The sequence below is a fragment of the Nocardia sp. NPDC050717 genome (assembly GCF_040654275.1).
In the GTDB taxonomy this organism is placed as follows: Bacteria; Actinomycetota; Actinomycetes; order Mycobacteriales; family Mycobacteriaceae; genus Nocardia.
In genome coordinates this window covers 567,009-578,576 of the sequence record NZ_JBFAHR010000001.1, presented here as the reverse complement: position 1 = coordinate 578,576, position 11,568 = coordinate 567,009, and the positions used below count along the sequence as shown (strand labels likewise).

The 11,568-nt window shown below is 69.3% G+C and carries 13 protein-coding genes; 6 read left to right on the top strand and 7 right to left on the bottom strand.

From position 1 onward, the window contains the following. The first annotated feature begins 86 nt into the window (after positions 1–86). The 4 genes from rpmB (at position 87) to rpsR (ending at position 1,170) form a co-directional block, all read left to right on the top strand. Entirely contained in the window at positions 87–323 is a 237-nt protein-coding gene (gene rpmB / locus AB0H56_RS02625; protein ID WP_019049258.1) for a 50S ribosomal protein L28, read from the top strand. 8 nt (positions 324–331) lie between these two features. Beyond that, positions 332–502, top strand: coding sequence for a 50S ribosomal protein L33 (rpmG, locus tag AB0H56_RS02620; protein WP_233000782.1), 171 nt, complete (start codon positions 332–334; stop codon positions 500–502). A 75-nt stretch (positions 503–577) separates the two neighbouring features. Next, the gene (gene rpsN / locus AB0H56_RS02615) at positions 578–883 is read left to right on the top strand and encodes a 30S ribosomal protein S14 (RefSeq protein ID WP_110039711.1); all 306 of its coding nucleotides are present in this window, start codon (positions 578–580) and stop codon (positions 881–883) included. A 32-nt stretch (positions 884–915) separates the two neighbouring features. Continuing rightward, the gene (gene rpsR, locus AB0H56_RS02610; RefSeq protein ID WP_022566236.1) at positions 916–1,170 is read left to right on the top strand and encodes a 30S ribosomal protein S18; all 255 of its coding nucleotides are present in this window, start codon (positions 916–918) and stop codon (positions 1,168–1,170) included. A gap of 85 nt (positions 1,171–1,255) precedes the next feature. Here the strand turns inward: rpsR and AB0H56_RS02605 are convergent, their stop codons facing one another. Then, positions 1,256–1,828, bottom strand: coding sequence for a LysM peptidoglycan-binding domain-containing protein (locus tag AB0H56_RS02605; protein WP_233000783.1), 573 nt, complete (start codon positions 1,826–1,828; stop codon positions 1,256–1,258). A 214-nt stretch (positions 1,829–2,042) separates the two neighbouring features. Here AB0H56_RS02605 and AB0H56_RS02600 point away from each other — a divergent pair, with 214 nt between their 5' ends. Beyond that, a complete protein-coding gene (locus AB0H56_RS02600; RefSeq protein ID WP_357156335.1) occupies positions 2,043–2,489 on the top strand; it encodes a hypothetical protein in 447 nt (148 codons plus the stop codon). A 59-nt stretch (positions 2,490–2,548) separates the two neighbouring features. Here the strand turns inward: AB0H56_RS02600 and purH are convergent, their stop codons facing one another. The 6 genes from purH to sucC form a co-directional block, all read right to left on the bottom strand. Continuing rightward, entirely contained in the window at positions 2,549–4,114 is a 1,566-nt protein-coding gene (purH, locus tag AB0H56_RS02595) for a bifunctional phosphoribosylaminoimidazolecarboxamide formyltransferase/IMP cyclohydrolase (protein WP_357156334.1), read from the bottom strand. Next, positions 4,111–4,767, bottom strand: a complete 657-nt coding sequence (purN, locus tag AB0H56_RS02590; RefSeq protein ID WP_357157817.1) for a phosphoribosylglycinamide formyltransferase — start codon at positions 4,765–4,767, stop codon at positions 4,111–4,113. Before purN ends, purH begins: the two co-directional genes overlap by 4 nt. 56 nt (positions 4,768–4,823) lie before the next feature. After that, positions 4,824–6,362: a DUF6350 family protein gene (locus AB0H56_RS02585; RefSeq protein WP_357156332.1), complete on the bottom strand. Its 1,539-nt coding sequence runs from the start codon at positions 6,360–6,362 to the stop codon at positions 4,824–4,826. 114 nt (positions 6,363–6,476) lie between these two features. After that, positions 6,477–7,550 (bottom strand): DUF5336 domain-containing protein, encoded by a 1,074-nt coding sequence (locus tag AB0H56_RS02580; protein WP_357156330.1) that lies wholly within the window; start codon positions 7,548–7,550, stop codon positions 6,477–6,479. 277 nt (positions 7,551–7,827) lie between these two features. After that, positions 7,828–8,745, bottom strand: a complete 918-nt coding sequence (gene sucD / locus AB0H56_RS02575; protein ID WP_357156328.1) for a succinate--CoA ligase subunit alpha — start codon at positions 8,743–8,745, stop codon at positions 7,828–7,830. 12 nt (positions 8,746–8,757) lie between these two features. Next, positions 8,758–9,924, bottom strand: coding sequence for an ADP-forming succinate--CoA ligase subunit beta (gene sucC / locus AB0H56_RS02570; RefSeq protein WP_067979973.1), 1,167 nt, complete (start codon positions 9,922–9,924; stop codon positions 8,758–8,760). Between the two features lie 520 nt (positions 9,925–10,444). Here sucC and AB0H56_RS02565 point away from each other — a divergent pair. Then, positions 10,445–11,512, top strand: coding sequence for a M23 family metallopeptidase (locus AB0H56_RS02565; RefSeq protein ID WP_357156326.1), 1,068 nt, complete (start codon positions 10,445–10,447; stop codon positions 11,510–11,512). Positions 11,513–11,568 lie beyond the last annotated feature (56 nt).

Below are 11,568 nucleotides of genomic sequence, written 5' to 3'. Positions count from 1 at the left end.
ACGATTTTCATTAGACGTAGGGGCAACGGTACAGTCTGGAATATCCATTGTCGAAAATGGTTGTCATATCCATGGAGGGAGGTCGCATGTCGGCCCACTGCCAGGTCACCGGCCGCAAGCCCGGCTTCGGAAAAGCCGTCTCGCATTCGCACCGGCGCACCAACCGGCGCTGGAACCCCAACATCCAGCGCAAGACCTACTACCTGCCCAGCGAGGGCCGCCGCATCACGCTGACGGTCTCCGCCAAGGGCATCAAGACCATCGACCGGGACGGGATCGAGGCCGTGGTGGCCCGCATCCGCGCCCGCGGCGACAAGATCTAGGAGCACCCATGGCCTCGAAGACCACCGATATCCGGCCGATCGTCAAGCTCAAGTCCACCGCGGGCACCGGCTACACCTACGTCACCCGCAAGAACCGCCGCAACGACCCCGACCGGCTGGTCCTGCGCAAGTACGACCCCGTCGTGCGCAAGCACGTCGACTTCCGCGAGGAGCGCTGACGCTTCCTGAAGCCCAGGGGCCGGAGGCGGCCGCGCAGCATAACCACGTAGGCCCAGTGAAGGGAGCCGATAGATATGGCGAAGAAGTCCAAGATCGCCCGTAACGAGCAGCGCCGCGCGATCGTCGAGCGGTACGCGGCGCGGCGCGCCGAGCTCAAGGAACTGATCCGCAGGCCGGGCACCGGCGACGACGAGCGCGCGGCCGCCCAGGCCGAACTGCGCAAACAGCCACGCGACGCGAGTCCGGTACGATTGCGCAATCGGGATGCAGCCGATGGCCGACCACGCGGTCATCTCCGGAAGTTCGGCCTCTCCCGTGTTCGAGTGCGCGAGATGGCCCACCGGGGCGAGCTCCCCGGGGTCCACAAATCGAGCTGGTAGAGACCCACTGAACTCGTGAGAAGGAACATCACATGGCAGTGAAGCGAGCACCGTCCAAGAAGGCACGCGCCGAGCAGGGCCGCAAGCCGAAGAAGAACCCGCTGATCGCCGCGGGTATCGAGGTCGTCGACTACAAAGACGTCAACCTGCTGCGCACCTTCATCTCCGACCGCGGCAAGATCCGCAGCCGCCGGGTCACCGGCCTGACCCCGCAGCAGCAGCGTCAGGTCGCCGTCGCGGTGAAGAACGCGCGCGAGATGGCGCTGCTGCCCTTCACCAGCCGCTAGGACGCAGAGCGAAGAATGGCCCCGAAGCTGTTGCCTCGGGGCCATTCTCGTGTGCGTAGGCGATATCAGCGCCGCGGCCGGGTCGTCACGGGATGGTGAGGACCTGGCCCGCGTTGATCAGGTCCGGGTTGTCGATACCGGACGCCGCCGCGATCTCCTGGTAGCGGTTGCCGTCGCCGTAGAAGCGCTCGGAGATGGCCCACAGGGTGTCGCCCGGCTCGACCGTGTAGGTCTGCGCGGCGGGCGGCGGCGGGGGCACCTCTTCGGCGACCGGGGCGGCCGCGACCGGCTCCGGCTCGGGAGCCGGGGCGGGCAGCGGGTTGTCGGTGTTGGTGGCGGTGGCCCACGCGACCGAGCCGTCGGTGCCGTACAGCACCACGTTGCGGTCGGGCTGCACCACGAGGCGCTCGACGTTCTTGCCGTTGGTCTCGGTCGACCAGGCGGCCGAGCCGTCGCCCTTGTAGACGACGAAGTTGCCGTCGTTCTGCAGGGCCGCGCGCTGCACGTCCTGCCCATGAGTCATAGCGGCCCACACGACGTTGCCGTCGGGCTCGGTCAGCACCAGGTTGCCGTCCGGCTGCAGGGCCAGGGTGTACGCACCGCCGGTCAGGGACTGTCCCAGTCCCAGTTCTTCGCCTACGCGCAGCGTGTCGCCCACGTTCGTCCTTTCGAAGATCCAGTTGCAGAGCACCGATGAAAAGATGCTCGCCGTGTGCCACGGCGGCGCATCGGAAGCGAATGTAGCCCGCGCGGAGCGGAAATGGGCGAGTTACGCGCAGGGTTCGCGGAAAGTTCACTGTGAGGTGGACCATCTTCGGATCGCGCCGCCCGCCGACGCCGTCCGCGGCCCCGGTCCGGCTAGGGTGGCGGGCATGCGAACGACGTCGCGTTTCACCGCCGCCACGGCCGTCATCGCAGTGCTGATGAGCCCGCTCATGGCCTGCTCCAGCACCGATGACGCTGCGCCCCAGCCGAGTTCGTCGTCCACTGCGAGCGCGCGCCCGGAGGACGGCAACGCGGCCATCGGACACCGGTTCACCCCCGATCCGACCATCGTGGATCCGCACCCGATCGCGTTCTCCTCCTGGACTCGGCTGGGCGACAACAGGATCGGCGTCAACTTCCAGACCGGCAACCCGGAATGCGTCGGCGTCGACGTCACCGTCACCGAGACCGCCGAGCAGGTGCAGGTCGCGTTGCGCGGTGGGACCCGGGCCGACGCGGTCGGCAAGATGTGCACCATGAACGCCGTCTTCGGTACCGTCGAGATCACCCTCGACGCCCCGCTCGGCAGCCGCGAGGTCGTCGACGCCGGATAACGAAAACGGGTGCCGCGCCGAGAGATTCGGCGCGACACCCGGTTCGGGTACGCGATGACTCAGTGCGCGAAGTGGCGCGCTCCGGTCAGGTACAGGGTGACACCGGCTTCCTTGCAGAGCTCGACGGTGTCCTTGTCGCGGATCGAGCCACCGGGGTGCACGATGGCGCGCACACCGGCGGCCACCAGGATCTGCGGGCCGTCGGAGAACGGGAAGAACGCGTCCGACGCGGCGACCGAGCCCTTGGCCCGCTCCCCCGCGCGCTCGACGGCGAGCTTGCACGAATCGACACGGTTGACCTGACCCATGCCCACGCCGACCGCGGCGCCGTCATCGGCCAGCAGGATCGCGTTCGACTTCACGGCACGGCAAGCGCGCCAAGCGAATTCGAGATCGGCCAGGGTGGCGGCGTCGGCCGGGTCGCCGGCGGCGAGTGTCCAGTTGGCCGGGTCGTCACCGTCGGCGTCGAGCACGTCGCGGTCCTGCAGCAGCGCGCCGCCGCTGATCGGGCGCAGCTCCACGCCCTTGCGCCGCGGCGGCTCGGCGACGAGCACGCGCACGTTCTTCTTGCGCTGCAGCACCTCGACCGCACCGGGCGCGTAGCCGGGGGCCACGATGACCTCGGTGAAGATCTCGGCGACCTGCTCGGCCATCTCCACGCTGACCTCGCGGTTGGCCGCGATCACGCCGCCGTAGGCGCTGACGGGGTCGGTCGCGTGGGCCTTGCGGTGCGCCTCGGCGATGTCGGCGCCGACGGCGATGCCGCACGGGTTGGCGTGCTTGATCACCGCGACGGCGGGCTCGTCGAAGTCGAAGGCGGCGCGCCAGGCAGCGTCACCGTCGGTGTAGTTGTTGTACGACATCTCCTTGCCGTGCAACTGCTCGGCCTGCGCGATCCCCACGGTGCCGTCGTTGGCCGTGTACAGCGCGGCCGCCTGGTGCGGGTTCTCGCCGTAGCGCAGCACCGCGGCCCGCTCCCACGAACCGGCGACCCAGCCGGGGAACTGCTCGGTCTCGGGCACCACGGCGGGTACGGCGACCGAACCCATCCAGCTCGCGACGGCCACGTCGTAGCTCGCGGTGTGCTGGAAGGCCTTGGCGGCCAGCGCGGTCCGCTCGGCGAGGGTGAACCCACCGGACTTCACCGCGGTCAGCACGTCGTCGTAATCGGTGACATCGACGACGACGCCCACCGACGGATGGTTCTTCGCGGCCGCGCGCACCATCGACGGACCGCCGATGTCGATCTGCTCGACGCACTCGTCGATGCTCGCGCCGCCGGCCACGGTCTGGGTGAACGGGTAGAGGTTCACCACCACCAGCTGGAAGGCCTCCACCCCGAGCTCGCCCAGCTGATCGACGTGTTCGGGACGACGGGTGTCGGCGAGGATGCCCGCGTGCACGCGGGGGTGCAGCGTCTTGACCCGGCCGTCGAGGGTCTCCGGGAAACCGGTCAGGTCCTCGACCTTGGTGACCGGGATGCCCGCCTCGGCGATCTTGCCCGCGGTCGAGCCGGTCGACACCAGCTCCACGCCGGCGGCGTGCAGCCCGGTGGCCAGCTCGATGAGCCCGGTCTTGTCGTAGACGCTCACCAGCGCCCTGCGGATCGCCTTACGTTCACTCACCGGTGTGCTCGCTCATCTGGAATTTCTGCCTTTCGTCCGTCGGAGACAATGCCTCGCGTCGCGACGGCGGCGATGACCTCCGCCAGCAGCCGTCGCTCGACAATCTTGATGCGCTCGTGCAGCGTGGCCTCGTCGTCGCCGGGCAGCACGTCGACCGCCTCCTGCGCCAGGATCGGGCCGGTGTCGACGCCGCCGTCGACCAGGTGCACGGTGCAGCCGGTGACCTTCGCGCCGTAGGCCAGCGCGTCCCGCACGCCGTGCGCGCCGGGGAACGCGGGCAGCAGCGCGGGATGGGTGTTGATGAACCGGCCGCCGAAGCGTTCAAGGAACCGGGGGCCGACGATCTTCATGAAGCCGGCCGAGACCACCAGATCGGGCCGATGCGCGCCGACCGCGTCGGCCAGCGCCTGATCCCAGGCGGACCGGTCGGGAAAGTCTTTGAGCGCCACCCGGAAGTGCTCGACGCCCGCCGCCTCGGCGTGGTCGGTGGCCTGGCACACGCGGTCGACGCCGACGGCGACGATCTTCGCGGGGAATCCGGGCTCGCGGGCGGCGGCCAGCAGCGCGTTGAGCAGCGAGCCGGTGCCCGAGGCGAGGACGACGACGGTGGCCGGTGTCCCTGCGGGCTTCCACTGGGCAAACGAGGACGTCAGCGCTCTACTCCTGCGTTGGTCGGGGGGCGGCGATCGGCGATACCGCCGGGTCGAGCTTAACGACCGGTGTCCCTGTCACCTTCCGGCAGGTCCGGCTCGACGACCTCCGCGTCGACGATGTCGTCGGCGGGCGGGGTCACCGAGCCGGGCGCGGCGATGCTCACCTCGACGTCGTCGTCGATGTCTTCGAGCACCTCGGCGTCGACCTCGACGGCGGGATCGTCGTCGTAGTCGTCGGTGTCGTCGTGCTCGTCCTCGTCGTCCTCGTAGTAGTAGTCGTCGTCCTCGTCGTAATCGTCGTCCGCGTAGGCGTAGTCGTAGTCCGCGTCGTCGTAGTCGGCGTCATCCTCGGGCTCGGCCGGTGCGGCGGGCGCGAGGAAGCGACGGGCGAAGACCATGCCGACGAAGCCGCCGACGCCGAACCAGGTGATCATCAGCACCACCAGCATCAGCAGGTCGACCCCGACCCGGCCGACCGCGCCGAGTTGCCCGCCACCCACGATGGCGAGCAGCAGCATCGTCAGGGTGGACAGGGCGGCGCAGGTGAGCGTCGCCCACGGCGCGCCGGGCCGGTCGTCGCTGGTGCGGCCCAGCTCGATGCCGGCGAGGACACCGATCGCGATCGGCACCAGCAACAACACCGGCCACCAGGCCGCGGCCGGGCCCTCGGGCACCGGGACGAGCGCGGGCAGCGCGGGCACCTGCGCGGTGGTGACGCCGAAAAGGCCCACCGAGCCGGCGCCGAACTGCACGGCCGCGCCGCTGAGCAGCCCGGCGGCGGCGATCACCACATTGGGCAGGTAGAGCAGCGAGAGCAGCGTCATCCCGAGGACGTCGGTGACGTTCTCCGCCTGCTGATACGCGCCGTCGAGCCGGGACAGATGAGCGAAGAACGAGACGACCGTCGCCAGCGCGGCGCAGCCGAGCATCCGCAGCATGGTGCGGCGCGCGGCGCGGGCGCCGAGCACCGCCCACTCCGGGATCTCGACCGGCACCAGCGCGCACAGTGAACGCCAGGAGCGGCTGCCGATTCCGGCCGCCGCGGCGCCGAGGTACAGCAGGATCACCCAGCCGAACGCGGTCAGCGGGCCAGGCGGTTCGAGTGGGGTGACGCCCGCCGCGTCACCGGTGACGGCGAGGCAGACGGCGGTCAGCAGCAGCGGTCCGGCCAGCACCGACGCGGCGAGCCAGCCCAGGTCGATCGGGGTGGGACGGCTCGGTATCGCCCGCGCGCATTCGCGGGCCGCTGCCCAGACCAGGACGGCGGTCGGCACCAGCGGCAGCAGGCCGAGCGTGGTGCGCCCTACGGTGAGCGGAATCTGATGGGCGGCGAGCCAGGTCGCCGCGACCGCGCCGGGCGCGCTGGTCAGATCGGTACCGGTGGTGAGCATGACCACCAGCACCAGCACCACGGTCGCCGCCAGCGCGCAGATCGTCGGCCGGGCCGCGACGAGCAGCAGGGTCCGCGCCCGTTCCGGCGACAGCGACCACCAGGGCGGCTCGTGCTCGTGCTCGTGCCCGGCGGACGCTGCGGTGGTCTCCCCGACGCCGCGTGACCCGGAGGTCCGGCGCACGAGGGCGTTACGGGAGCTCATGACAATTCAGCGTGGCAGCTTCCCCGGCGGGCGCGGGGCAGGCGCGCCGCGAGCCCACAGGCACACCTGTGGGCTCGCGATCGCACCGTGCCACGCGCGGCGGCCGTCGGTTTTCTACTTGTTCTCGTCGTTCGGGCGGAACGCCGTGGTGGCGTCGGCCGCCGGGTCGGAGGCCTGTTCGCCGCCGAACGGCTGCGCCTGACCCGGCTGCGGCTGCGAACCCTGCTGCGCGCCACCGTAGTTCGGGGCGCCGAACGGCTGACCACCCTGCGGCTGGGCGCCGCCGAAGTGCTGGGTCGCGCTCTCGTCGGGCCGCGGCTGCTGCGGGGCGCCGCCGTAGGGCGACTGCTGCTGCGGCGCGCCGTACTGCTGACCGTACGGCGACTGCTGACCCGGCTGCTGGCCGTAGGACGGCTGCTGACCCGGCTGCGCCTGCCCCGGCTGACCGTAGGACGGCTGCGGCACCGACGGCTGGCTCTGCTGGCCGTACGGCGACTGGGCGGGGTACTGACCGCCGGTCTGGCCCTGGCCGTAACCGGCCTGCTGGCCGTACGACGGCTGCTGACCGTAGCCGGACTGCTGTCCGTAACCCTGCTGGCCGTAGCCCTGCTGCCCGTACTGACCCGGCTGCTGCTGCGGCTGCGCGGGCTTGGGCGCAGGCGCCTTGATGATCCCCAGCGTGAACAGCAGCGCCACCACCGCGACCGCGGCGGTCGCGAACGCGAGCACCAGCACCAGGAAGGCGCCGATCTCGAGCTCGGAACCCTCGGGGGCGCCGACGAAGGTCGAGATCACCAGCGCGAGGAATCCGGCCACCGCGGACGCGGCGGCCGCGCCGAGCAGATCCTGCTTGGGCAGCAACGAGACACCGGCGAGCAGACCCGCGAGCAGCAGCAGCGCGGCGGTCGCGCCACCCGACCACTCGAACAGGTTGAACGTGATGTCGGAACCGATGGTGGTGCCGCCGATGGTGGTCGGCTTGGAGCCGATGTAGGGCAGGAAGCCGAGCAGGAAGGTCAGCACGCCGAGACCGGCGGTCGCCGCGGTCAGAATGAACGGCAGGCCTTTGCCTTCGGAGCCGGCGGCGGTGGATGGCGATGCCGCGGCGGCTCCGGTGCTCGGACCCTGGCTGGGCGCGGCGGGCGCCGCGGGTGTGTTGTACCCGGAGCCCCCGGTCGGGTATGACATGTCGTCGTCTCCTTGATCGAGTCGTGCGCATCGGTCGCGTCGAACTGACTGCTGCTGGTCCGGTCTTGACGCTACTGCACGCCACGTTCCCGGTCATCACCTACCGAGCGGGCTGTGGACAACCCACCGCCTGTGGATGAATCGACAAAGGCCGCCTCCGGCAAACCCGGAAGACGGCCTAGGTCGATGTGAGATTCAGATCAGGCTGTATCCAATCGGCCTGATCCCCGGGGCCCTTCGTGGTCACGCAAGCTACCGCCTCCGGGCCCTGAGCGGATCAGGCAGACGCGATGGACGCCTTCTCCAGGATCTCGCGGGCCAGCGCGGCGGTGGCGGACGGCGTCTTGCCGACCTTCACACCGGCAGCCTCGAGGGCCTCCTGCTTGGCCTGCGCGGTACCGCCGCCGCTGGAGACGATGGCGCCGGCGTGGCCCATGGTCTTGCCCTCGGGCGCGGTGAAACCGGCGACGTAGCCGACGACCGGCTTGGTCACGTTGGCCTTGATGTAGGCCGCGGCACGCTCCTCGGCGTCACCACCGATCTCGCCGATCATCACGATGATCTTGGTCTCGGGGTCCTTCTCGAACGCCTCGATGGCGTCGATGTGGGTGGTGCCGATGACCGGGTCGCCGCCGATGCCGATCGCGGTCGAGAAACCGAAATCGCGCAGCTCGTACATCATCTGGTAGGTCAGGGTGCCCGACTTCGACACCAGGCCGACCGGGCCCTTGCCGGTGATGTTGTTCGGGGTGATGCCGACCAGCGCCTCGCCCGGGGTGATGATGCCGGGGCAGTTCGGGCCGATGATGCGGGTCTTCTCGCCCTTTTCGACGTTGTAGGCCCACGCGTAGGCGGAGTCCTGCACCGGGATGCCCTCGGTGATGACCACGAGCAGCGGGATCTCCGCGTCGATGGCCTCGATGATGGCGTCCTTGGAGAAGGCCGGGGGCACGAACGCGATCGAGGTGTCGGCGCCGGTCTTCTCCATGGCCTCGGCCACGGAACCGAACACGGGCAGCTCGACCTCGTTGCCGTCCTTGTCGGTGTGCTTGACGGTGGTGCCGGCCTTACGGGCGTTGACGCCGCCGACGATGTTGGTGCCCGCCTTCAGCATCAGCGCGGTGTGCTTGGTGCCCTCGCCGCCGGTGATGCCCTGGACGATGACCTTGTTGTCCTTGTTCAGGAAGATGGACATGTTTGCGGTTCCTTACTTGGCTGCGGCGAGTTCGGCGGCCTTGTCGGCGCCTTCGTCCATGGTCTGGGCCAGCGTCACCAGCGGGTGGTTGGCCTCGGCGAGGATCTTGCGGCCCTCCTCGACCTTGTTGCCGTCGAGACGGACGACCAGCGGCTTGGTGGCCGCGTCACCGAGCACCTCGAGCGCGCCCACGATGCCGTTGGCGACCGCGTCGCACGCGGTGATGCCACCGAAGACGTTGACGAACACGCTCTTGACCTGCGCGTCGCCCAGGATGACGTCCAGGCCGGCGGCCATCACGGCCGCCGAGGCGCCGCCGCCGATGTCGAGGAAGTTGGCCGGCTTCACGCCGCCGTGGTTCTCGCCCGCGTAGGCGACGACGTCCAGGGTCGACATGACCAGACCCGCGCCGTTGCCGATGATGCCGACCTCGCCGTCGAGCTTGACGTAGTTGAGGTCGTTCTCCTTGGCCTTGAGCTCGAGCGGGTCGGTCGCGTCGACGTCGGCGAACTCGAGGTGGCCGGGCTGACGGAACTCGGCGTTCTCGTCCAGGGTGACCTTGCCGTCGAGGGCGAGGATCTCGTCGCCGGGGGTGCGCACCAGCGGGTTGACCTCGACCAGGGTGGTGTCTTCCTTGGTGAAGACCTCCCACAGCTTCTGGATGGTCACGGCCGCGGCGTCGAGCACCTCGGCGGGCAGGTGGCCCTTCTCGGCGATCTCGCGGGCGAAGGCCAGGTCGACACCCTTGACGGCGTCCACCGGGATCTTGGCCAGGCGCTCGGGGGTCTTCTCGGCGACCTCTTCGATCTCCATGCCGCCCTCGACCGAACACATGGCCAGGTAGGTGCGGTTGGAGCGATCGAGCAGGAAGGAGATGTAGTACTCCTCCGCGATGTCCTTGGCCTCGGCGACAAGGAGCTTCTTGACGATGTGGCCCTTGATGTCCAGGCCGAGAATGTTCTGCGCGTGCGTGAACGCGTCCTCCGGGGTGGCGGCGTACTTGACGCCACCCGCCTTACCGCGACCGCCCACCTTGACCTGCGCCTTGACCATCACAGGCTTGCCGATTTCCTCGGCAATGGCGCGTGCTTCTTCGGCCGTGTCGCAAACGCGGCCCTCCGACGAAGGCACTCCGTGCTTAACGAAGAGCTCCTTCGCCTGATATTCGAAGAGATCCATGTACTCACCGTCTCGTCTGCGTTGCTATGACAACGTCTTTGTTGGCGGCCCGACGTCGGTAGCGGGTCGGGTCGGACTCTAACCAGTCACATGGAGTGCCAATCGGCCACGTTCATCCTAAGTGGCGCAGGTCACGACGTGTCAGGAGAGGTCAGGAAAACCGCTGGCCAAGGCTACTGGTGAGTAGTTTTCGCGCGCTCCCGAACGCTGTGGCAGGTCGGGACACCAAAAGTCGGGACGCCCCGCGATCTACTACGTAATGTCGTCGATGGACCTCACCCGGGACGCCCGAAAATGGTGAGATATTCCGTTGTGTTACGGTGACGAATCTCACACGGGCGTGTAGGTTTCCGGCCAGCGCTTGCCACTCTGCAATCGCTTCGTTACCGTCAGAGCGGTCGAAGTCACAACCAGGTCACGACAACCAGGTCACGACTGGCAAGTCAGGACTGAGGAGGACGACAAGCTTGAGGCACGTCAGCACTCGCTTGGTACAGCCGTCGGCGATTCGGCGCAGCCGATGAACCACCGCTCCACCTTCACAGTCGAACATCGCCCCACTTCCGGACACCGTTACCGGTACGCCGACGAGTACACCTCGCACCCGCAGGCCCGTCGCGCTCCCGCCGCGGCGCCCGAGACCGCGTGGCCGCAGCAGGACATCTGGAACGACCGGCAGGACTGGTCCGGTGACAACGCCTGGACGCCTGCCGAGGACGAGTGGACCCCGGACGAGTCCGACACCTATGACTCCGGCTCGTACAACACGGGCACGTACAACACCGGCGGCTACAGCGCCGCCGCCTGGGCTCCGGCGCCCACCGAGCCCGAACCGCAGCGCGTCGAACGCCGCGGTGGCGCGCACCGCGTGCCCGCACCGCCGACCGCGCTGAAGGGCCGCGCCGCGGTCATCGCCGTCGCCGCGGGCGCCGTCGTCGCCGCCGGACAGGCCGCGATGGCCGAGCCCGCCCAGCCGCACAGCGGCGTCGACTACGAAGCCGCCGGCCAGATCCACGAGATCGCCGCGCAGTCGATGAACACCGCCGAGGCCGATCCGGCGAGCGCCACCGGCGCCACGGTGCTGGAAGCCTCCGCGATCGCCGACAAGAGCCACTTCGACGACATCCTCGCCAAGGGCCAGAAGTTCGCCGAAGACCTCGCCGCGCAGGAATCGGCCAAGCTGCGCCCGCTGTTCGCCAAGTTCACCACCGGCAACTACACCTCCGGTTTCGGCGCCCGCTGGGGCGTGCAGCACCTGGGCATCGACGTCGCCGGCCCGATCGGCACCCCGATCTACTCCGTCGCCGACGGCACGGTCATCGAGGCGGGCCCGGCCTCCGGCTTCGGCATGTGGGTCCGCGTCCTGCACGACGACGGCACGGTCACCATCTACGGCCACATCGACACCGCGACGGTCTCGCAGGGCGAGCGCGTGCTGGCCGGTGACCAGATCGCCACCATGGGCAACCGCGGCTTCTCCACCGGCCCGCACTGCCACTTCGAGGTCTGGCTCAACGGCACCGACAAGATCGACCCGGTTCCGTGGCTCGCCACCCGAGGCATCAGCCTGGGCGCCCAGCGCGACTAGGAATTCGCGTACGACCCGGTGAGTACCCGCCCTCGCGAGGACATGGGTAACTCACC

What these genes read in the sequence shown, in the direction of transcription:
- rpmB (WP_019049258.1), top strand. Translation starts at nt 87, where the DNA reads ATGTCGGCCCACTGCCAGGTCACCGGCCGCAAGCCCGGCTTCGGAAAA.
- rpmG (WP_233000782.1), top strand. Translation starts at nt 332, where the DNA reads ATGGCCTCGAAGACCACCGATATCCGGCCGATCGTCAAGCTCAAGTCC.
- rpsN (WP_110039711.1), top strand. Translation starts at nt 578, where the DNA reads ATGGCGAAGAAGTCCAAGATCGCCCGTAACGAGCAGCGCCGCGCGATC.
- rpsR (WP_022566236.1), top strand. Translation starts at nt 916, where the DNA reads ATGGCAGTGAAGCGAGCACCGTCCAAGAAGGCACGCGCCGAGCAGGGC.
- AB0H56_RS02600 (WP_357156335.1), top strand. Translation starts at nt 2,043, where the DNA reads ATGCGAACGACGTCGCGTTTCACCGCCGCCACGGCCGTCATCGCAGTG.
- AB0H56_RS02585 (WP_357156332.1), bottom strand. Translation starts at nt 6,362, where the DNA reads ATGAGCTCCCGTAACGCCCTCGTGCGCCGGACCTCCGGGTCACGCGGC.
- AB0H56_RS02580 (WP_357156330.1), bottom strand. Translation starts at nt 7,550, where the DNA reads ATGTCATACCCGACCGGGGGCTCCGGGTACAACACACCCGCGGCGCCC.
- sucD (WP_357156328.1), bottom strand. Translation starts at nt 8,745, where the DNA reads ATGTCCATCTTCCTGAACAAGGACAACAAGGTCATCGTCCAGGGCATC.
- sucC (WP_067979973.1), bottom strand. Translation starts at nt 9,924, where the DNA reads ATGGATCTCTTCGAATATCAGGCGAAGGAGCTCTTCGTTAAGCACGGA.
- AB0H56_RS02565 (WP_357156326.1), top strand. Translation starts at nt 10,445, where the DNA reads ATGAACCACCGCTCCACCTTCACAGTCGAACATCGCCCCACTTCCGGA.